The 20,923-nt window shown below is 57.0% G+C and carries 18 protein-coding genes and 1 tRNA gene; 8 read left to right on the top strand and 11 right to left on the bottom strand.

Annotated features, from left to right (window positions below; translation table 11 throughout):
• The 6 genes from IM317_RS05875 to IM317_RS05850 are packed head-to-tail and all read right to left on the bottom strand — an operon-like array spanning nucleotide 1 to nucleotide 6,040.
• Nucleotides 1-1,011, bottom strand: coding sequence for a fimbrial protein (locus IM317_RS05875; protein WP_033147094.1), 1,011 nt, complete (start codon nucleotides 1,009-1,011; stop codon nucleotides 1-3).
• Nucleotides 1,011-1,529, bottom strand: coding sequence for a fimbrial protein (locus tag IM317_RS05870; RefSeq protein ID WP_033147066.1), 519 nt, complete (start codon nucleotides 1,527-1,529; stop codon nucleotides 1,011-1,013). Before IM317_RS05870 ends, IM317_RS05875 begins: the two co-directional genes overlap by 1 nt.
• A complete protein-coding gene (locus IM317_RS05865; RefSeq protein ID WP_033147065.1) occupies nucleotides 1,520-4,045 on the bottom strand; it encodes a fimbria/pilus outer membrane usher protein in 2,526 nt (841 codons plus the stop codon). The genes IM317_RS05870 and IM317_RS05865 overlap by 10 nt, the downstream gene beginning before the upstream one ends.
• A gap of 23 nt (nucleotides 4,046-4,068) precedes the next feature.
• The gene (locus IM317_RS05860; RefSeq protein ID WP_033147064.1) at nucleotides 4,069-4,746 is read right to left on the bottom strand and encodes a molecular chaperone; all 678 of its coding nucleotides are present in this window, start codon (nucleotides 4,744-4,746) and stop codon (nucleotides 4,069-4,071) included.
• 53 nt (nucleotides 4,747-4,799) lie between these two features.
• Nucleotides 4,800-5,384 carry a fimbrial protein gene (locus IM317_RS05855; protein WP_032661969.1) on the bottom strand — a complete coding sequence of 195 codons (585 nt, stop codon included), beginning with the start codon at nucleotides 5,382-5,384 and terminating at the stop codon, nucleotides 4,800-4,802.
• Between the two features lie 53 nt (nucleotides 5,385-5,437).
• Nucleotides 5,438-6,040, bottom strand: coding sequence for a LuxR C-terminal-related transcriptional regulator (locus IM317_RS05850; protein ID WP_033147063.1), 603 nt, complete (start codon nucleotides 6,038-6,040; stop codon nucleotides 5,438-5,440).
• A gap of 706 nt (nucleotides 6,041-6,746) precedes the next feature.
• Here IM317_RS05850 and IM317_RS05845 point away from each other — a divergent pair.
• The 5 genes from IM317_RS05845 (at nucleotide 6,747) to IM317_RS05825 (ending at nucleotide 10,995) form a co-directional block, all read left to right on the top strand.
• Nucleotides 6,747-7,508 carry a winged helix-turn-helix domain-containing protein gene (locus IM317_RS05845; RefSeq protein WP_033147062.1) on the top strand — a complete coding sequence of 254 codons (762 nt, stop codon included), beginning with the start codon at nucleotides 6,747-6,749 and terminating at the stop codon, nucleotides 7,506-7,508.
• 1 nt (nucleotide 7,509) lies between these two features.
• The gene (locus tag IM317_RS05840; RefSeq protein ID WP_033147061.1) at nucleotides 7,510-7,989 is read left to right on the top strand and encodes a hypothetical protein; all 480 of its coding nucleotides are present in this window, start codon (nucleotides 7,510-7,512) and stop codon (nucleotides 7,987-7,989) included.
• A 189-nt stretch (nucleotides 7,990-8,178) separates the two neighbouring features.
• Nucleotides 8,179-9,117: a GlxA family transcriptional regulator gene (locus IM317_RS05835; protein WP_047059676.1), complete on the top strand. Its 939-nt coding sequence runs from the start codon at nucleotides 8,179-8,181 to the stop codon at nucleotides 9,115-9,117.
• Nucleotides 9,118-9,202: 85 nt separating this feature from the next.
• Nucleotides 9,203-10,201 (top strand): class I SAM-dependent methyltransferase, encoded by a 999-nt coding sequence (locus IM317_RS05830; protein WP_033147060.1) that lies wholly within the window; start codon nucleotides 9,203-9,205, stop codon nucleotides 10,199-10,201.
• 356 nt (nucleotides 10,202-10,557) lie between these two features.
• Nucleotides 10,558-10,995 (top strand): acetyltransferase, encoded by a 438-nt coding sequence (locus IM317_RS05825; protein WP_033147059.1) that lies wholly within the window; start codon nucleotides 10,558-10,560, stop codon nucleotides 10,993-10,995.
• A 28-nt stretch (nucleotides 10,996-11,023) separates the two neighbouring features.
• Here IM317_RS05825 and IM317_RS05820 read toward each other — a convergent pair whose 3' ends face one another.
• From IM317_RS05820 to IM317_RS05810, 3 genes are all read right to left on the bottom strand, one after another.
• On the bottom strand, nucleotides 11,024-11,323 hold the full coding sequence (locus IM317_RS05820; RefSeq protein ID WP_023309874.1) for a helix-turn-helix domain-containing protein: 300 nt from the start codon (nucleotides 11,321-11,323) through the stop codon (nucleotides 11,024-11,026).
• Nucleotides 11,320-11,670, bottom strand: coding sequence for a type II toxin-antitoxin system RelE/ParE family toxin (locus IM317_RS05815; RefSeq protein ID WP_033147058.1), 351 nt, complete (start codon nucleotides 11,668-11,670; stop codon nucleotides 11,320-11,322). Before IM317_RS05815 ends, IM317_RS05820 begins: the two co-directional genes overlap by 4 nt.
• A 443-nt stretch (nucleotides 11,671-12,113) precedes the next feature.
• A tRNA-Sec gene (locus IM317_RS05810) sits at nucleotides 12,114-12,208 on the bottom strand.
• Nucleotides 12,209-12,496: 288 nt separating this feature from the next.
• Here IM317_RS05810 and IM317_RS05805 point away from each other — a divergent pair.
• On the top strand, nucleotides 12,497-13,888 hold the full coding sequence (locus tag IM317_RS05805) for a glycoside-pentoside-hexuronide family transporter (protein WP_033147057.1): 1,392 nt from the start codon (nucleotides 12,497-12,499) through the stop codon (nucleotides 13,886-13,888).
• A 12-nt stretch (nucleotides 13,889-13,900) separates the two neighbouring features.
• Nucleotides 13,901-16,219: an alpha-xylosidase gene (gene yicI / locus IM317_RS05800; protein ID WP_033147056.1), complete on the top strand. Its 2,319-nt coding sequence runs from the start codon at nucleotides 13,901-13,903 to the stop codon at nucleotides 16,217-16,219.
• A gap of 60 nt (nucleotides 16,220-16,279) precedes the next feature.
• On the opposite strand, the gene IM317_RS05795 is transcribed toward yicI, so the two are convergent.
• Nucleotides 16,280-17,983 (bottom strand): AsmA family protein, encoded by a 1,704-nt coding sequence (locus IM317_RS05795; RefSeq protein WP_033147055.1) that lies wholly within the window; start codon nucleotides 17,981-17,983, stop codon nucleotides 16,280-16,282.
• 119 nt (nucleotides 17,984-18,102) lie between these two features.
• Nucleotides 18,103-19,494: a xanthine/proton symporter XanP gene (gene xanP / locus IM317_RS05790; RefSeq protein ID WP_014881972.1), complete on the bottom strand. Its 1,392-nt coding sequence runs from the start codon at nucleotides 19,492-19,494 to the stop codon at nucleotides 18,103-18,105.
• 225 nt (nucleotides 19,495-19,719) lie between these two features.
• Here xanP and gltS point away from each other — a divergent pair, with 225 nt between their 5' ends.
• A complete protein-coding gene (gltS, locus tag IM317_RS05785) occupies nucleotides 19,720-20,922 on the top strand; it encodes a sodium/glutamate symporter (protein ID WP_033147054.1) in 1,203 nt (400 codons plus the stop codon).
• Nucleotide 20,923 lies beyond the last annotated feature (1 nt).

Raw genomic sequence — 20,923 nt, 5'->3', positions numbered from 1 at the left:
CTACTGGTAGGAAAACGTAATGCTGGCCAGCGCGTTGGCCGAGCCGGGGACCAGTTCGCCGGTTCGGATGTACTGCGCCTGGAACGGTAACGTGAGCGTCTGCGCCGCCGTGGTGCTCTGGATGAAGAACTGGCCGGTCGCACCCGCGGCCGAGCTGTCCGGCCCCATCGTCAGCGGCCCGCTGCCGTTGTAGAAAAACTGCACCCCAACGCCGGACGCCGTGGAATCTCCGGTCAGAGTCACCACCGACGAGGTGTTCGACGGCGTGGTCTGATCGGTCATCACGGCGTGAACCGCCACGTTCGCGTCGCAGGTCAGGCCGACGGTAAACGTCCCCGATGGCGACGTGCTTCCCACCGTGGGCAGGGTGCGAATATCAATGGTGCCCAGCGCCACGCTGGCGTTTTTGCTGCCGACCGTACACCCGCTGGCGGTCACCGTGATGGTGGTCGGGCTGATGATGACCTGCGCCGTTTTCGTTTCGTTGTTATAGGCGGTGAGCACCGCGGCGTTGATGGTCGGGATGTTATAGACGCCGGATTTCAGCGCCGTACCGGTTTTAATAAAGGTGACTTTTGCTGACCAGCCTAAATCCTGGGCGATTCCTCCCGTCCCATCCGCAGGATAGCTTTGTGTTACGCCGGTTTGCAGGGGAATATATTTTGTCCCCTTAAAGTCCTTTAAACCGATGATATACCCCACGCCCGGTACGCCGGTTTCAAAAATTGTGTAGTTCACGCCGTCGACGTTGACCGTCATCCCGCTCGAGATGGCGCTGCTGCTGGGTTCAAGCGTGCCTTTAGTGCAGGTAAAAATAAACCCACACCAAAATACCTGCTGCACGCTGGCGGTGGCGCTCCAGGTCGAGCCGATAATGCTGCCCGGCACCACGGAATCCGCTGGCCCGCTGTAGGTCATCGGCTGAGGCGAGAGCGTAATGTCCGATTTCCAGTCCAGAGCCTGCACGCTGGCGCAGAAAAGTAATCCGCTGAGAGGAAACGCTAAACGCATCATAGATACTCCGTTGTCCAGGTGGCGAGGGCTGACACATCACCGGCGCTCACCGGCGTAGCGGTGGCAACCAGCCGCGCGTAGAAGGTCATCTGTACGCTGTCATCCCCCGCCGTTCCGTATGCGGTGGTCTTTGTATTCAGGGGAATGAGTACGCTCTCTTTATCGAGGATCTGCACCGCCACGCCGGTAGCGCCACCGTCGGCAATTTTCAGCAGCTGCGGGTTGGCATCATCCGGCGTACCGCTGAAGCGGATTTTTACGCCAGCAAAGGTTGGCCCGCACGCTTCAAGCCTGAGCGTGAAGGGCGTTTTGATATTGCTGACGGCCCCGGCACGGCTGAACTGTTTAATACCAATGGTGCCCAGCGGCACGTTTTGCTCAACGGAGTCCTGCGCCACCACGCAGGTGTTGCCGATCAAATTGCCGGTGACGGAGACCAGCACGTCGTAGCCGCGAACGGGGAGCGTGAAAACCAGCAGCAGCGCAAGGCAGCCGATCCGAAGCGTTACTGACATACCACCTCCTGAGAATAAAGACCGGTGCGGGCGTTATAGTTCTGCTTGTTTAAGGCGTAGGTAATGGCGCAGCGCTGGCGGCTGCCGCGGCCCCACACGGCGTTCAGCGTGCCCTTCTCTGACAAACCGGAGAGATACAGGCTGCCGCCATCGCCAACGATGCCGCTGGTTTTGTCATCATCGAGCGAGACCAGCGTGCCGAAGGGGAGCACGTCGTTGCCGTGACGTACGATAAACATCGCTTTTGCCCCCTGGTGCGTGGTGAAGGTGGCGAGAACCAGGGCGCCATCGGTAGGCGTTTTGTTGGCGATGGCGTTTTCCAGCTCCACGTCGTTGCCGGCGGTCGTCACGTCCAGCGCGACCTGGTTAACGCGGTACGGCGTGGCGTACGGGATCACCGCGTAGCCACGGCCGTCCGTTTTGATGCCCTTATGGTTAAGCACGGCGACATTGCTGGCTCCCGGGGCTTTTACCAGAATGTTGGTATTTCCGAGCGGCTGGCTCAGCGTCAGGCCATCTTCATGCACTACCGCGCCGCCGCTGATGCCGTAGCTGAGGTTGCGGGAGTCGCTGGCGTAGCTGTAGCCCAGGTTGTAGTCTCCCCACGCGCCTTCGTACTGCAGGGTGGCATCGCCGCCGTAGTGCTGTCGGGAGCTGTAGCGCTGGTTGACGCTATAGAACAGATTCTCCTCACCCGGCAGGTAGCCGCTCACGCCCGTGCTGGTGGTGGTGCCGGTGGAATCCGCATGGGTCGTGGTAAAGCGCGCGCGGGTCGACAGCGTCGGGTTGCCCAGCGGGACCGAAATCGACATCGACAGGATGTTATCTTTCTTGTCGTCATACAGGCTCGAGCTTCGCTGGACGCTGACGCCAAGCGACACGTTGCGAAACGTGGCGTTCCACGCAAACTGCAGGCTTTGCGTGGTATTTGACGTGTTCCAGTAGGTCTGCTGATCCCACGACAGTGACAGCGAGCCGTATTGTCCCATCGGCTGCGACAGCAGCAGCTGGTTTTTTGCCTTACGCGACATGCGCAGGTTGTACACGGTGTCGTATTGGGTGGTGACGGTGCCATCGTCTTCCACCGTCTGCTTTGGCGATCCGCCCGACATGCCTTTGTACGTGGTGTCGCTGAGGGTATAAAACCCTTTCGTGGAGTAGCGCAGCGAGAAGAAATTCACCCGCGTGCCAATGTCGTTCAGCAGCTTGCTGTAGCGCAGGCGCACCGAATCACCGGTATAGTGCCGATCGTCCGCCAGCTGGCTGCGGGCGTGGGTCAGGTCGATGGAGTAGGCGCCAAAGCGGCCGAGGTTTTGCCCAAACCCGAGGGCCAGGCCGTTATAGCGATCGGCAAACTGCGCCCCGCCGTAAAACGTCAGGCCGTATCGCCAGCCGTAGAACAGCTCGCCCTGCGCGAAAGAGGGCGCGTCCTGATTGCCCGTCGGACGGTATTTCCCGGCGCCGAGGGCATATTTCACCTGTCCGTTACGCACCAGGTTCGGCACGCTGGCAAAGGGGAGCGTGTATTGCGTTTTGCTGCCGTCGTTCTCCTGGATGGTGACCGCCAGATCGCCTCCCGAGGAGGTCGGGTAGAGATCTTTCAGCACAAACGCCCCCGGCGGGACGGAGGTTTGATAGATGATGTTGCCGTTCTGGCGAACCGTGACCGTGGCGTTGCTGCGCGCGATGCCGCGAACTTCAGGCGCATAGCCGCTGAGGCTGGCGGGCAGCATGTTGTCATCGGTTTTCAGGGCGATACCGCGCAGGCCCACGGAGTCGAACACCTGCGCCGAGGTGTACGTTTCCCCGGCATACACCTGCGCGCGCAGGGCGTGAATATCGCGCTGCAGCCAGGTCTGCACGTGGGTGAGCTCATTGCTGTCTTTGGTCCACGTGGTGAAATCACGCAGCCGCCACGCGCCCAGGTTGACGCCGCTGTTGAGGCTCGCAAACAGCTGCTGTTCCCGCGTGCGCGTCTCGCCGCGATACTCATTGTTCGAGCCATTGACCACGTAATTCAGCCACGCGGCAGGAATGCCCGCCTCCCAGCTTTCCGGGCTGACGTACCCGCGCGGCAAATTGCGCATCGCACTTTGCGGTACGGTGAAGCTCAGGGTGAGCGTCTTCTGGTCCAGATCAAACTGCGTATCCGCAAATGCCTTCGTTAGGAAGATGCAGCGCTGCGCCAGCGGCAGGTCGCCGCCCTTCGCCTGATGGCTATCGATGCCCAGCGCGGCGAATTGTTCAGGCGTGAGGCAGGGCAGCGCTTCACCCGTGCTGTCTTCAGCAAGGCGGAACGTGACGTTACCCGTGAACGCATAATTCGTATTGATATACACGTTGAGGTTGTAATCACCCGGCGGCAACGCGCTCCCGGCGTTGACCCAGGCGAGATCGGCGCTGTTTGCGCTCTCGCCGTTGAGGAACGCGGGGTTAAATTGCAGCTCGCTTTCAGCAGCCACGGCTTGCCGAATCACCAGGGAGATCACCGTGGCGCACAGGATTTTTATTTTCACGTGGTCACGCCTTACTGTTTTTATTATTGGGATAACGACGCGCGCGTGGCGGGGGTCCATGCCCCGTAATCGTTAATGGTCTGATAGCTCATGCTGCCCGCATGGCTGAAGGTTTCGGCCAGGGTCACGCTGCCTTTCGGGGGCACCATCACCGGCTGCACCGGCATACCGTCAATTTTCACGTTGATGGTGGTGAGGTAGTACGGCGTGGGGTTGCTGAGCGTGACCTTTCCGGCGCGGTAGACACCGGCCAGTTTTTTCCACGCCTCTCCCGGGCTCTCGCTGAGTCCCTCCGGGCGATAAAAGACCTTGATGCGGTTAGCCGACGCAAACTGCAGCGTATTCCCGGCGCCGCTTTTCGCCTGCTGGGGGATGGCTTTGACCGTCATCCAGTAGAGCGTCTCCCGATCCGCTGGCAGGGCTTTGCCGTTAAACATGATTTTCACCGCGCTTTCGCTGGCCGGTTTTATGACGTACAGCGGCGGCGTGATCGCGAAGTCGTTGGTGCGCTCGCCTTTCTCATTCTCCATCCACGACTGGATGAGGAACGTAGCGTCGGGATGGGTGTTTCTCACCTGCATCATGGCCTGGCTGGTGGCGCTGGAGTAGACCATTCGCGTTGCGCCCAGCCCCACGCCGCCGGCATAGACGGCGGAGGAACATAACGCACCCGCCAGGCAAATCCATGTGTTTACGCGCATAGTGTTTCTCCTGAAAGCTAAGACAGGCCCGGCTCGCAGACCGGGCCTGAGGATTACGAATAGGTCACGGTGTAGGTTGCGACGGCGCTGGCATCACCCGCGGTGGCGCCGCCCTTCGGCGAGTAATATTTCGCGCTGAAGTTCAGGGTGTTGGCACCCTTACGCAGAGGGATGGCCGCAGCAGGTTCACCCAGGTTCACCACGTTGCCCTGCTCGTCATAAAGGCGAATAGCCACGTTTTGCGCAGAGTTGGCGCTGCCGTTTGCTCCGACGGACAAGCTATTAACATCGGAAGTGTCCGGCGTGCCGGTGAAGGTGACGGCCACGGTTGTGGCGGCAATCGGGTTCTCATCCGTAGAGGCTGAGGTATCGGCGATTTCGCAATCTTCCAGGGTGATGGCAAACGCTTTTGCCGTGCTGGCAACGCTGCCTGCCGTCTTCAGCGTTGCGGTACGCACTTCACCCATGTCCACGTCAATGTTGGCGCTTCCTGCGCTGATGGCGCAGGCGGAGGTCACCACTTTGCCGCTAAAGTTCACCGTGCCGCCGCTGGTGCCGGCAGCCAGGGCCGTGCCCGCTGGCAGTAATGCCGCAATAGCGATCGCGAGCAGCGTTTTATTATTGAATTGAGCTTTCATTGTCCTGATTCCATTATGGTGTTATGTCGAGATTTGCTCTGAAAGCAGCAGGTCTAACTGGTTAAAAAGACCAGCAAATCTGTCTTGTTCCTGAGCCCGAGTTTTCTTATCGCTGAGCTTTTTAACGCGCTGACACGACGGTAAGAAAGCTGCTCTGTTTCGGCGATGTAACGCATATCCAGACCCTTTCGCAGTTCCTTCAATACCCTCCATTCACCCGGCGTCAGCGATAACGCCGTGGGTTTTTTTAGTGGGCGATAACGGCTATCGACCATTTTTAATACGCTGGCTCGCCAGTGATAAAGCGGGTCCTGCAGCGAGAGATAGGCGTCTATTTCACCGCGTATCCACAGCCAGGAATTTGCCGGTGCGGAATACATGCAAATAAGTACGTCGGGATAAAGTACTTTCATCTTCCTGATATATTTCAGGCAGTCATATCCCGCGTGATATTTCTCCATGCCGGATAAAAAAATCACGTCTATCGGTGCGGTCGCGAGTATCGTTTCGATCTCCGCGTAATTATCGATCGATGCTGTAATCTGCATAGCCGGGACAATATTTTTTAATAACGCGGCGATCCCCTGGCGCGCAAAGTGATCTCCACCCAATAGCGCGATATTTAAATGACGTGTGTTGTTGAGCTTATTCGCCATGTCATTCCCTCGATTTATAATTGTAATGAGACTCGTCTGTCTGGCAGAACGATGCCTGTATTTTCGAAGCAATTAAGCATTGCACGGTGTGAGCCCACTATACTCAGGGCGTGAAAGAGGTAACCTGAATTAATCTTAATTTGTTTTAAGTACGGTTTAGGTGTAGCGTCAATTTCTCCTCGCTGAACCGGCTTTTGCTTATCTGCCTGTAAATAATCATACCGGTAGTTTTTATTGAAAAGTTGGCTTTAATAAATGTTTTGTAAGGAAATAGTCTGGGGACGTCATGCGACGCGGGTTGTTACTGACGGTGGCTAACAGTTTCGCACCGAAATTGTTAATTAAGACGACAGCTTTCGAATTGGTCGTAATTTCGAAACCCGCTGGCAGAGCGCGTCCTCTCTGCTTTTGATTAAAAAAACAAATTAAGCGCGCTGAATAATTCAGACAATGATGGCTAAAGCGTTCAACGGGCGCCTTTGTCGAGTTTTGTCAGTGTCAAGACGGCTTAAAATCGCGGTTAAGAAAACTTCAGACCGGTCAGATAAAGAGAAAGGAAAAATAAGATTTTTCGCCAGGCGCCAGGATATACAGTTGCGCATTTATCCGTCACATTAATCCTTACACAGGCGAGGGATACGCAGGTTAACCGTGAAGGGAATCTACTGGAGCAACAGGCGTTGACCGGAGGTATTTAGCCCATTCTATGCATAAGCATTACATTATTAATGGCCTGGTAGAGTTTCATCCAGCGGCCAGCACATTACGCGATCTCAACAATCCTGACCGGGTGGTGGTATTAAATTCCCCGGCGGGGCGCTGTTTGTTGTTATTAATAGAAAGAGTCGGAAGTATTGTGACTCAACAGGAGTGCATGGATATTGTCTGGCAGCGCCGGGGGATGCTGGTTTCGCCTAATACCTACTACCAGAATATTTCTATTCTGCGTAAGGGGCTGAAGAAAGTGGGGTTTGAAACCGATCCGATTGTCACTATCCCGCGCATTGGGCTGACGCTCGCAAGCGATACGCAAATCACCGTTAAAGAGACGCAGCCGCAGGCTGATGAGGAAGAACGTGCTGCTCCGGATGTCTGCGAAGAGACTGTCGGCCCGACGGCCCCGACACGCCGCTTCTGGCTGCCGGGCGCGCTGGTGCTATTGCTGATGCTGGCTGGCGTGAGCGTTATCAGCCATAACCTGCTGCATGACAGCTATTTCGTCGACGGATACCGCTTCGCGATGAAGATGGGCGAATGCCAGCTCTATTTTTCTCGCGATATTGAAACGCAGCGCGACAGGGATAAAGCCCTGGCCTATGCCGCCCCGTTTAAGGACCAGTGCGCGAACTATCCCTGGGTGTACGTCAGCGGCTACATCCTGCTGCCTCGCGCATCGGTCATTCGCTGTGACAGGCCAATGACGGAACCCAACCGCTGTATGTCCGATTATTTTATAGAGGATCGCTAGTATGGTTCGCTACCGTCAAACGCTTGTTGCGCTCTGCCTGTGCCTGTTGATGGGGGCTGTCGTGGCGGCGTATTACCTCTGGCATCGCCATTACATCCAGCCCTTTTCCTGCCAGGCGAACTTTATTCAGCATCACCGTGATGAAACGCTCTCTCTGTGGCTGAATTACACCGTGGAGGGTAACAGCGGAATACTCAGCATGAATGGCCGGTTGAAAAGCGATCCCACGAAGACCCTGAATCGCAAAGTTTTCTTTCAGATTGTGCGCAAAGACAGCGTCTATAATCTGACGTCCATACGCAATATGAAATTTCCGGACGACAACATCAGCGACAGCTGGCTGGAGAAGTACGAGCCCTTATTTTTTATCTATCCGAATAAGAATATTTATATGCGTATTAAGAAACAGCAGAATGAGAATTATTTATTTATTCTGGGAACGCTGCCGACCTATGTGTGCCACACGTCAAAAAACGGATAGCGACAGGGAGAAATGTTTTTAAGTTTTTGCGGGCATCATTTATGCTTGATTTAACAGCCAGGACCTATCTTAGGAAAATATAACAGCGACAATAATGTTGCGATAATGTAATTATTCTTCGGCAAGTTAATGAAAAATATAATTGATGATAGCGTCAGAATGACGCCTGCACGGAATAAATCCCTGCATATGGGTTTACTCCTGTGGCCCCATTTCTCGCTTTTCGCATATTCAGGATTAATAGAGGCGTTACGTATTGCATCCAGCGTCCAGAAGCGTAGCCAGAAAATACGCTTTAAACTCAGCCTGATAAGCACTTATCCCGACTTACCGATAGTGAGCAGCTCAGGGCTCAGCGTGCGGCCTGAGGCCGCCCATGCGCCGCCCGGCGACTTCGACTACATTGCGGCGATCGGCGGAGGTCTGGAGCATCTTCACCAGGGACACCGTGGCGACAGAGCGTTTCTCACGGAGGCTTATCACAACAACGTTCCTCTGATTGGTATTGGTACCGGCAGCTTTATTCTGGCGGAGGAAGGCTTACTGAACGAGCGCCGCGCCTCGATTCATCCTCATCACCATGACGTTTTCACGCAACGCTTTCCGCAGGTTTATGCTGAGCAAGGCCTCGATTTTATCGACGAAGGCGATGTGCTGACCTGCCCGGGCGGGATCTCAACGCTCACCCTGGTAACGGCGCTGATCCGCGCCCACGGGGGAGACGACATTGCGGCCACCACCTCCCGGCGGCTGTCCCTTCCTCCGCATGACGCCGCCACGCCGCGGCCCGCGAATATCGCCATGATCCCTGATTCACGGCTGCGCAGGGCGGTGACGATCGTCGAACAGTATCTGACTCACCCGCTGAACGCCGCCAGGCTCGCGCAGGACGTTAAGCTGAGCGAACGCCAGCTTAACCGCCTGTTTCACGCCGAGTTTGGCAAAACGGCGCGGGAATTTATTCGCAGCGCCAGGCTGCGCTATGCCTGCTGGCTGCTGAAAAACTCTCAGCAAAGCGTGACGGATATTGCGCGACGGATGCGGTTTAGCGACTGCGCCCATTTTATTCGTCATTTTCAGACCGAGTACGGCTGCACGCCGGGGGTATGGCGCACGTCGCAGAACTGATGCACCTATTTCGTGCTTTCTTCGTAGGGTATTACTGGCTCGCCTGGATAGACTTCCGTTAAAAGCCTAACGGAGGGAAGACGACATGAACTGGCAGCCTTTTCGCGGCGATGCACCGGAAAATATGACGATTTTCAGCGCGTCATTTCCCGACGTCAGCGACCAGTGGCCGATGAAAGACGACGCTGCCCGTGAAATCGCCTCCCTTGACCGCGCCCTGAAAGCCGAGCCAGCGCTCCGGCCTCCGAGGGTAGAATACGACGAAGGGGGGCAGGCCGTGCTCGTCCCGCAGAACCGCTATTCCGAACAGGCCTTCCGCAACCGCCCGGCGCTCACCGCGTGGCGCACCCGGCTGGTGCCCTCCGCGCTGGCGCTGTTTGTGGTGCAAAACCCGCTGGAGGACCGCCTGCCCGACGGCACGAAAATGGACAGCGACAGCCGCCAGTGGTTTATCCACGCTAACGATGCGGTTGGCGTGCGATCCCGCGCCAGGGTGCTGGCCGCGCTGGTGGATAAGTACATTCACAACGAAAGTGAAAATAACTGGGTTAGCCTCGCAAGCGGTGCCGCCATTCCGGTGCTGGAGGCACTGCGCGAAGCAAAGCTTGAGGGCCAGCGGGTGTATCTCACGCTGGTGGACAAAGACCCGGTGGCGCTCAGCTGGGCCGAAACCATGGCGGCGCAGGAAGGGATTGTGGTGGGCGAACAGCTGACGCTACTCAGGCGCAACCTGCTCCATACGCTGGTGCGTAACGAGGACCTGCTGCTGGAGCTCGGCGAGCATCAGGCCGAACTGGTCGACGCGCTGGGGATTTTCGAATACTTCAACGATGCCGATGCGGTGATTTTTCTCCAGCGCGCGCTGCGGCTGGTCAAGCCCGGCGGGGCGGTGATTGTGTCGAATATGCTGACCAGCAGCCCGCAAATTGACTTTGTGCTGCGGGGTATCGGCTGGGAGGATATTTACCCGAGGTCGTTACAGCAGCTGCAGGATATCCACCTCGCGGCGGGCGTGCCGGTGGAAAACGTCACCGTGGTGGTGCCGAAGGATGGGGTGTATGCGGTGATGGAGATTAAGGTTTAGCTCGAACGGTGTGGGATGACAAACCGCACAATCGGTTCCCTCTCCCTTGAGGGAGAGGGCTAGGGTGAGGGGGAGCAGGGCGCAACAATATTTACCGTTCCTCAGTTGTTCGGTTAAACCGAACAACTGTCATGAAGGATTGACTCGTTTTCCTGTTCTCATTCCCAGGTGATGATTCTTGCTTGCCATGATCTATCATTTGCCTGGTTTCCTGAACCAACTTTCGGGCCATTTCCTTGATACGCTCTCTACTTTCAGATGTACGAGAGTTTATAACTTCATTTAAGGTCTTCGTTTTATTGCCTCCATGCTTCTGGATACTTGATTTAATCTCTGCGCTCTATAATGATCCCCCCATGAAAATAGAAACCGCACTCCCCACACACTTCGAACGTCTGGTCGCGATCTGGGAATCCTCCGTCCGCGCCACCCATCACTTTTTACAGGAAAGCGATATTGCGGCGCTGCGCCCGCTATTGCTTAACGCCTATCTGCCTAACCTCAAGGTCGTGATCGCTCGCGATGACGCAGGCGTTATTCACGGCTTTTTAGGCGTGGATGAAAACCGTATTGAAATGCTGTTTGTTGACGACGCGAGCCGCGGAAAGGGCGTCGGGAAATTGCTGCTGCAACACGCCATCACAGAGTTCGGCGCGAACGAGGTGGACGTGAATGAGCAGAACCCGCAGGGCGTCGCGTTTTATCGCCATATGGGGTTTGAGCAGGTCGGGCGCTCAGAACTGGACGGGCAGGGGAATCCGTTTCCGTTGCTGCATATGCGGTTGGGTGAATGAATATTAACTTAACGCAGAAATCATACTTTTAGATATGAAATGCAACGCGTTTTCCTGTGGGAAGTTCAATATCGATATGAAGTTTCCCCCCCATTGCCTCAATGTAGCGCTTAAGCGTGGCAATTTTGAGTTCATTTCCACGTTGCTCTAGCTGCGTTACTGCGGGCTGACTCACCCCCATCAAATCGGCAACATTTTTTTGCGAAAGTCTCAGCTCTTCACGTAAAAGTTGCAGACCCGTCTCGAGGATCATTTCATCTGCCATCTCTTTAATACGTTGTTGGCTTTCCGGTGAACGTGACGCAATCACTTCATTTAAGGTTTTCACTTGGTTGCCTCCAGGCTTGTCAGATGGAAGGAAAATTCGGTATCTGCGATGCGAATCATTTTTTCATAAAAGGCTTTGTCGTTACTCTTATCGCCCGCGCAAAGCACAATGGCCTGACGGACAGGATCAAATGCGAAGAAAGCACGTATCGGACGTCCAGCATATTGAATACGTAATTCTTTCATATGGTTATACCATGAGCCTTTAACCGTATCAGCATAGGGCCGTGGAAGACGTGGCCCATATTTTTGCAGATTTAGCAGGTCTGCCAGTACCTTATCCTGTAATCCTTCTTCCTGTTCAAGCAGCCATTGCTCGAATACCTTACCGAACAGAACCGTCCACATGCTTTCGTCCATGATAAGCTGTAGCTTATAAAAAAAGAATATAAGCTGTAGTTAATAAATGCAATGGCTGTCATCGATAGCCAGGCTGTTAGTGGCAAGAGTATGACAAAGTTGAGGTATCAAACGGGATCGTGCAATTAAGAAATTGCGAGGCGCTTTCCAGCGTTTTTTCTATTCATGCTGGTGTGTATTGCTTCGAGATTATAGCGATCTATCTCTCTGAAAATTGGCGTTTTCCTAACTAGTGAACTATCCGGGATAATCGGATAGTTGAATGTTAATCAACTTTGCGACCAGAAAAATTTTTCATGAGATGCCCATTAATAGTTCGAGCATCTTTACCTTACAGAATTTAAATGAATAAATGATCATGTTCACATAAGGTGACTGGGATGTGGGGAATTTATTTATTAATAAAGTTTTTATTAAAGGGGATGGCATTTTGGCGGAAGATCACAGGAGTCGAACCTGCCCGGGAACGCTGGCGTCCCCAACTGGATTTGAAGTCCAGCCACCTCACCGGAGATGACGATCTTCCGCGCCTCGATTGCTACATGGAGGCGGGGCGCATTATAGCTACTTTCAGGCATTTACCACATACCCCGACACACTTTTTTCACCTCTCTTTTGACCTGTACACCCCTGTTTCAGTTAATTCCTAAGAAAATCCTCATGTTAGCCCCTCGTGCTTCCAACATTTACCGCGATCACAAAAAACAAGAAACGTAATCTGCTAACCAGAAAACGCAATACCCGCTCCTGAAACAATGGTTTAAAACTCTGTAACCGGTCTCAGCGCCCCCTACAGCGTGAAGGATAAAAAAAGATGAGCGAAGTATTGTCAGTAAAAGAGAAGATTGGCTACGGCATGGGAGATGCCGCCAGCCACATCATTTTTGATAACGTCATGTTGTACATGATGTTTTTCTACACCGATATTTTCGGCATTCCCGCCGGGTTTGTCGGCACCATGTTTCTGCTGGCGCGCGCGTTGGATGCGATCTCCGACCCGTGCATGGGTCTGATTGCTGACCGCACCCGCAGCCGCTGGGGCAAGTTCCGTCCGTGGATTTTATTTGGTGCCATCCCGTTCGGCATCGTCTGCGTGCTGGCCTACACCACGCCGGACCTCAGCCTCAACGGCAAAATGGTTTACGCCGCAGTTACCTACACCCTGCTGACCCTGCTCTATACCGTGGTCAATATCCCCTACTGCGCGCTGGGCGGCGTGATCACCAACGACCCAACGCAGCGTATCTCCCTTCAGTCCTGGCGCTTTGTGCTGGCAACGGCGGGCGGCATGCTCTCCACGGTGCTGATGATGCCGCTGGTGAACCTGATTGGCGGCGACGATAAGGCGTTCGGCTTCCAGGGCGGCATCGCCGTGCTGTCGGTGGTCGCGTTCCTGATGCTGGCGTTCTGCTTCTTCACCACCAAAGAGCGCATCCAGGTGCCGCCGAGCACCACCTCCATGCGGGAAGACCTGCGCGACATCTGGCACAACGACCAGTGGCGCATCGTCGGCGTACTCACCATCCTCAACATCCTCGCAGTCTGCGTGCGCGGCGGCGCGATGATGTACTACTGCACCTGGATCATGGGCTCGCCGGAGGTGTTCGTCGCGTTCCTCACTACCTACTGCGTCGGCAACCTGATTGGCTCCGCGCTGGCGAAACCGCTCACCGACTGGAAGTGCAAGGTCAGCATCTTCTGGTGGACCAACGCCGCGCTGGCGGTGGTCAGCGTGGCGATGTTCTTCGTGCCGATGCACGCCACCGTGCTGATGTTCGCCTTTATCTTCGTCATCGGCGTGCTGCACCAGCTGGTGACGCCGATCCAGTGGGTGATGATGTCCGATACCGTCGACTACGGTGAATGGACCAACGGCAAACGCCTGACCGGCATCAGCTTTGCGGGCACGCTGTTCGTGCTGAAGCTCGGCCTGGCGCTGGGCGGGGCAATGATCGGCTGGATGCTGGCTGGCGGCGGCTACGACGCGGCAGCCAAAAGCCAGAACAGCGCGACCATCAGCATCATTATCGGCCTGTTTACCCTGGCCCCGGCGGCCTGCTACGTGCTGAGCGCCATCATCGCTAAACGCTACTACACGCTGAAAACCCCCTTCCTGACCAAAATCCTGGGCGAGCTGGCGCAGGGGGCGCGCCGCAATCAGCAGGAGTTTGAAAACCTGCCGGTCAGCAAAGAATTGCAGAACTAAGAGGACGCAAGCATGAAAATCAGTGATGGAAACTGGCTTATTCAACCGGGCCTGAACGTGACGTATCCGGTTCAGGTGTTCGACGTGGAGCAGCAGGGCAACGACCTTGTGGTGTATGTGGCGCCGCGCGACGTGCGCGAACGCACCTGGCAGCTCGACACGTTGATGTTCACGGTGCGCCTGTTTTCCCCGCAGGAAGGGATTGTCGGGGTGCGCATCGAGCATTTCCAGGGCGTGCTGAATAACGGCCCGCACTATCCGCTGAACGTTCTGAAAGACGTGAAGGTAGAGATTGAAAACAACGCCGACTTTGCCGAGCTGAAAAGCGGAAGCGTCAGCGTGCGCGTCACCAAAGGCGAGTTCTGGGCGCTGGATTTCCTGCGCAACGGCCAGCGCATTACCGGCAGCCAGCTGAAAAACAACGGCTACGTGCAGGACAGCAATACCGACCGCAATTACGTGTTCGAACGTCTGGATCTGGGCGTGGGGGAAACGGTCTACGGTCTGGGCGAGCGCTTTACCGCGCTGGTGCGCAACGGCCAGACGGTCGAAACCTGGAACCGCGACGGCGGCACCAGCACCGAGCAGTCCTACAAAAACATCCCGTTCTACCTGACCAACCGCGGCTACGGCGTGCTGGTGAATCATCCCGAGAACGTCTCGTTTGAAGTCGGCTCCGAGAAGGTCTCCAAAGTGCAGTTCAGCGTGGAAGGGGAATATCTCGAATACTTCGTGATCGACGGCCCGACGCCGAAAGAGGTGCTGAACCGCTATACGCGGTTCACTGGGCGTCCGGCGCTGCCGCCTGCCTGGTCGTTCGGCCTGTGGCTCACCACCTCGTTCACCACCAACTACGACGAAGCGACGGTAAACAGCTTTATCGACGGCATGGCCGAGCGTGACCTGCCGCTGCACGTCTTCCACTTCGACTGCTTCTGGATGAAGGCCTTTCAGTGGTGCGACTTCGAGTGGGACCCGGTGACCTTCCCGGATCCGGAAGGGATGATCCGCCGCCTGAAAGAGAAAGGCCTGAAGGTCTGCGTGTGGATTAACCCGTACATCGGCCAGAAATCCCCGATCTTCCGGGAGCTGAAAGAGAAGGGCTACCTGCTCAGGCGCCCGGACGGCTCCCTGTGGCAGTGGGACAAATGGCAGCCGGGGCTGGCAATCTACGACTTCACCAACCCGGACGCGTGCCGGTGGTATGCCGACAGGCTGAAAGGCCTGGTGGATATCGGCGTCGACTGCTTTAAGACCGACTTCGGCGAGCGTATCCCGACGGACGTGCAGTGGTACGACGGGTCCGATCCGCAGAAGATGCACAACCACTACGCCTACATCTATAACGAGCTGGTGTGGAACGTGCTGAAGGAGACGGTGGGGGAGGAAGAGGCGGTGCTGTTTGCCCGCTCGGCGTCCGTCGGGGCGCAGCAGTTCCCGGTGCACTGGGGCGGTGACTGCTACGCCAACTACGAGTCGATGGCCGAAAGCCTGCGCGGGGGGCTGTCGATTGGCCTGTCCGGCTTCGGGTTCTGGAGCCACGATATCGGCGGATTCGAAAACACCGCCCCGGCGCACGTCTACAAACGCTGGTGCGGGTTCGGGCTGTTCTCCAGCCACAGCCGCCTGCACGGCAGCAAATCCTATCGCGTGCCGTGGGCGTACGATGACGAGTCCTGCGACGTGGTGCGCCACTTCACCCAGCAGAAGTGTCAGCTGATGCCGTACCTGTATCGTCAGGCGGCGCTGGCCCGCGAGTTCGGCACGCCGATGCTGCGGGCGATGATGCTGGAGTTCCCGGACGATCCGGCATGCGATTACCTCGACCGCCACTACATGCTGGGGGATGCGGTGATGGTCGCGCCGGTGTTCTCCGAGGCGGGCGACGTGCAGTTCTACCTGCCGGAAGGACGCTGGACGCATCTGTGGCATAACGACGAAATTCAGGGCAGCCGCTGGCATAAGCAGCAGCACGATTTCATGAGCCTGCCGGTCTACGTGCGCGACAACACCCTGCTGGCGCTGGGCAACAATAACCAGAAGCCGGACTACGCGTGGAACGCGGGGACGGCCTTCCAGCTGTTTAACCTGGACGATGGCGCAACGGCGGTGAGCGAAGTACCTGCGGCGGACGGCTCCGTGGCGTTTACGCTGAAGGCGTCACGTCGGGGCGACATCGTGACCTTTACCGGCGCGGGAGACGCACAAAACTGGTCGGTGTGCTTGCGCAACATACAGAAGGTGAGCGGCGTAAAAGGTGGTTCACACGCAGGTAGCGAATGGGGTGTGGTGGTGAAAGCGGAGGGGAATGAGGTGGTGGTTCACCTTTGATTCCCCTCACCCTAACCCTCTCCCCAAAGGGGCGAGGGAATGGTTTACTCCCTCTCCCTTTCAGGGAGAGGGCTGGGGTGAGGGTGGTGTTGAAACCACACCGCCCGTCATCGTCTGCTGCACCTGCTGTTTATCCATATTCACCGCGTTCAGCTTGCCGTTCACCGTTGGTTTCAACGGTACGCTGGCCTGCACGCTGCCGCTGGCGGTGAGCTGAATATTGCCGTCGCCCGTAATCGGCAGCGCAGGCCAGCCCCACTGCTGCAGCACGTTGAGCGGCACGCCGCGCCCGTTCAGGCTCACCGTGGTATGTCGCTGCGGCAGCTGAGAAACCGTCGCCGTGGCTTCCAGAATGCCTTTCTCGGTAAAGGCGCTCAGGTCGGTAATGTTCACCGTGGCGGCGTTCGCATTCAGCGCCAGCGACGGACGGCGCACGTCCACGCGGTTAAAGGTCGCCGCCGCGCCGTTCAGGGTTGCGCTGCCGCCCCAGATACCCCACTGGCGATCTTTCACCAGCTGCAGGTTTGCGCCGTAGCCGTCCAGAGAGGTGATCTGCCACGGGAAGGCGGGATCGATGTCGATCACCAGGTTGCGGCTCAGGCCGAATTTTTGCAGCGTGACGCTGTTCAGCCATTCCGGCAGAGGCTCCATCCACAGCGTTTTCCAGTTCTGCGGCAGGGTGTACTCCAGCCCGGCGATGGCAACATCGTCCAGCACCAGCGCTTTACCGTCGCGCAGCCAGTTACCGGACGTGCGCACCATGCCGCCTTCCCAGCGGGAGGTGAACTGTCGCAGCGCCATGCCCTGCGGGGAAAACTCCGCATTCAGGATCGGGTCGAAAAGATGCAGCGAGCCGTAGATAAACTCGCTGGCGTTCATGGACAGCCGGCCTTCCTGGCTCTGCCAGTCGCCTTTGCTGAGAGTCAAGTTGCGCAGGCTTAAATCGAGATCGGTCACCGCCCAGTCCGGGCCCTGAAGCCGGGCGTCGGTCACGTCCAGACGACCAATCTGCAGAGAGGGGATGGAGGCCAGCGGCGCGAAGAACGCCATCAGCGTTTTATCGCTCTGCAGGCGAATTTCATTCAGGCGCATCGTGTCGATAATCCAGCTCCCGTCGGCGTTGCGCAGGGTGGAGCCGGTAAGCGAGCCACGGGCCATGTCGGCACCAATCGTTTTCAGCACCACTTCCTTGCCGTTGAGCTGGCCCTCGATTAGCACGTTGGTCGCCGGTACGCCGTTCAGGGTCAGCGAGCCCGCGCTCATCTGGATCTGCGCGTTGTTCCCCAGCACGTTGCCCGCTTCCGGCTGCCACGGGCTGACGCCGCCCGTGACCTTCTGCGCGCTCAAGTCCCATTCAGTATTCGGGCTGTTAAAGGCCATGTTGTTCAGCTGCAGGCGATCCGCCTGGAAAGGCAGCGGTGCCGTCTGGGGCGAGAGATTCAGCGTGCCATCGAACAGGGTGATGGTGTCCATATGCAGCGGATCGGTTATCTGGCGGCTGCTCAGGCCGATATCGACTTTTTTGGCTACCAGCGTGGCGGGTTTACCGTCCCGACCGAAGGTGACGTTTTCCAGAATGATGTGGGAAGGCGACGAAAAGCGGTGATTCATCTTGTCGAAACTGAGTTCGTAGTCGGTATTCACCGTCACCCAGCTGCTGACCTGAGACGCGCCCCAGCGGGTCTGGAGCAAAATGTAGAACGCCAGCAGCACAATGAGCAGGGCTACCAGAAGATAGATGAGGAGCTTTCCAATAAATTTCATGGTCTTCCATCCCGCAAAACGCACATAAGGGAGTTATGCACGATTTATGCGCAATCCTCAAGGCGGGAATGGTGTAATTAGATGTCACGGCAGGCATTGGCTGCCTGCCGTGAAGAGGATCAGTTCTTTTCAGGCGGGAAAACGAGGTTCAGAACGATAGCGGTGATACCGCCCGCGGCAATGCCGGAAGAGAGCAGGTTTTTCACCCAGTCAGGCGCAAACTGCAGGATCAGCGGCTGCTGGGAAACACCCAGACCGACGGCCAGCGACAGGGCGATAATCATGATCGCGCGGCGGTTCAGAGGCTCGCGGGAGACGATACGCACGCCGGAGGCCGCGATGGTCCCGAACATCACCAGCGTTGCGCCGCCCAGCACCGGCTCAGGAATGTGCTGCACAAAGCCGCTTACCGCCGGGAACAGGCCGAGAACGATCAGCATCAGCGCCACCACAAAACCGACGTAGCGGCTGGCCACACCGGTCAGCTGGATCACGCCGTTGTTTTGACCGAAGCAGGAGTTCGGGAAGGTGTTGAATACCGCAGAGACAAACGAGTTCAGGCCGTTCGCCAGCACGCCGCCTTTCAGACGCTTCATGTACAGCGGTCCGGACACCGGCTGCTCGGAGACGTCGGAGGTAGCGGTGATATCGCCGATGGTTTCCAGAGAGGTGATCATAAAGACCAGCATCAGCGGCAGGAGCAGGCCCCAGTCAATGCCCAGACCGTAGTACAGCGGCGTGGGGACAGTGATCAGCGCGCTGTTGGTCGGCGCGGTGTTCTCCGGCAGCATGCCCAGCGCCCACGCCAGCAGGTAGCCCGCCGCCATGGCGATCACCAGCGAGGCGACGCGCAGGTAAGGATTACGCTGACGGTTAAGCAGAATAATGATCGCCAGCACGACACCCGCCAGCAGCAGGTTTTTCGGCGCGCCGAAGGTGTGGTCGCTCATTGCGGCATAGCCGCCGCCAATGGAGGTCAGGCCCACCTGAATCAGCGACAGGCCGATAATCATTACGACGACGCCAGAAACCAGCGGGGTGATGACGCGGCGAGCCAGATGCAGAACGCGGGAGATGACCATCTCCGTGCAGCTGGCCAGCATCAGGGTGCCGAACAGCGCCGCCATCATGGTTGGGACATCCGCACCGCCGGTTTTCAGCGCCGTACCGCCCATGATCAGCGGTGCCACGAAGTTAAAGCTGGTGCCCTGAATCGATAATAATCCCGACCCCACTGGCCCCCACGCTTTAATTTGAATAATCGAGGCCACGCCGGAGGCGAAGAGAGACATGCTGATAATGTGCTGCGTGTCCTGCGCCGGTAAGCCGAGCGCCTGGCAAATCAGCAGCGCCGGGGTGATCACCGCAACAAACATCGCCAGAAGATGCTGGCAGGCGGCGAAAAGCGTTTGCGGCAGCGGCGGGCGATCCTCAAGGCGGTAAATCAGTTCGCTATTTTGCTTCTGCGCAATCGGTTGCGCATCAGGCGACTCTATGGTGTTAACGGACATCGGCGGCAATCCCACGGTGGAAAAGCGGGCATTTTATCTGACCACCTGGTAAAAGCAAACGATTGCCAGCAAAAAAAGGGAAGAAAATCTGCCGCTGTGAGCAGGTTTTCTACAACGCGTGGGGAAAAAAAATTACACTTTTTGCGCCGGGGGCTCATGAAGAGCGCAAACCGGCCCAGGATAACGCCGCGTGTGTATGGAACACGCGCATAACAGGAGCCTTTTATGATTCATCTCGATACGTTGTCGACCCTTGTTGCCGCAACGCTGGTTCTTCTGCTTGGTCGCAAGCTGGTACATAGCGTTTCCCTTCTGAAGAAATACACCATTCCTGAACCTGTCGCCGGTGGCCTGCTGGTGGCGCTGGCCCTGCTGTTACTGAAAAAAAGCATGGGCTGGGAAATCGATTTTGATATGTCCCTGAAAGATCCGCTGATGCTGGCCTTCTTTGCCACTATCGGCCTGAATGCCAACCTGGCGAGCCTGCGCTCGGGCGGTAAGGTGCTCGGCGTATTCCTGATTGTGGTGGTGGGGCTGCTGCTGATGCAAAACGCCATTGGCATCGGCATGGCAACGCTGCTGGGGCTGGATCCGCTGATGGGACTGCTGGCGGGGTCGATTACACTTTCGGGCGGTCACGGAACCGGGGCCGCGTGGAGCAAGCTGTTCATCGAGCGCTATGGGTTTGAAAACGCGACGGAAGTGGCGATGGCCTGTGCGACCTTTGGCCTGGTGCTGGGTGGCCTGATTGGCGGTCCGGTGGCGCGGTATCTGGTTAAGCACTCTACCACGCCGAACGGCAGGCCGGACGATGAGCTGGTGCCGACCGCCTTCGAAAAGCCGGACGTTGGCCGCAGCATCACCTCGCTGGTGCTGATTGAAACTATCGCGACGATCGCCATCTGCCTGACCGTGGGCAAAGTGGTTGCGCAATGGCTGGCGGGTTCCGCGTTTGAACTGCCGACGTTTGTCTGCGTGCTGTTTATCGGGGTGATCCTGAGCAACGGTCTGGCGCTGATGGGCTTCTACCGCGTGTTTGAACGGGCGGTATCGGTGCTCGGCAACGTCTGCCTGTCGCTGTTCCTGGCGATGGCGCTGATGAGCCTCAAGCTGTGGGAGCTGGCCTCGCTGGCGCTGCCGATGGTGGCGATTCTGGCGGTACAGGCGCTGTTTATGGCGCTGTACGCCATGTTCGTGACCTGGCGTATGATGGGCAAAAACTACGATGCGGCGGTGCTGGCGGCGGGTCACTGCGGGTTTGGTTTGGGGGCCACTCCAACGGCTATCGCCAACATGCAGGCGATCACCGAACGGTTCGGGCCATCGCACATGGCGTTTCTGGTGGTCCCGATGGTTGGGGCGTTCTTTATTGATATCGTGAACGCGCTGGTGATCAAGCTGTACCTGATGCTGCCGATGTTTGCCTGAG

The sequence above is a fragment of the Enterobacter cloacae complex sp. S3 genome (genome assembly GCF_014930495.1).
Taxonomy (GTDB): Bacteria; Pseudomonadota; Gammaproteobacteria; order Enterobacterales; family Enterobacteriaceae; genus Enterobacter; species Enterobacter asburiae_B.
Note: the sequence above shows the minus strand (reverse complement) of the source record. Positions and strands in the feature narration are given on the sequence as shown.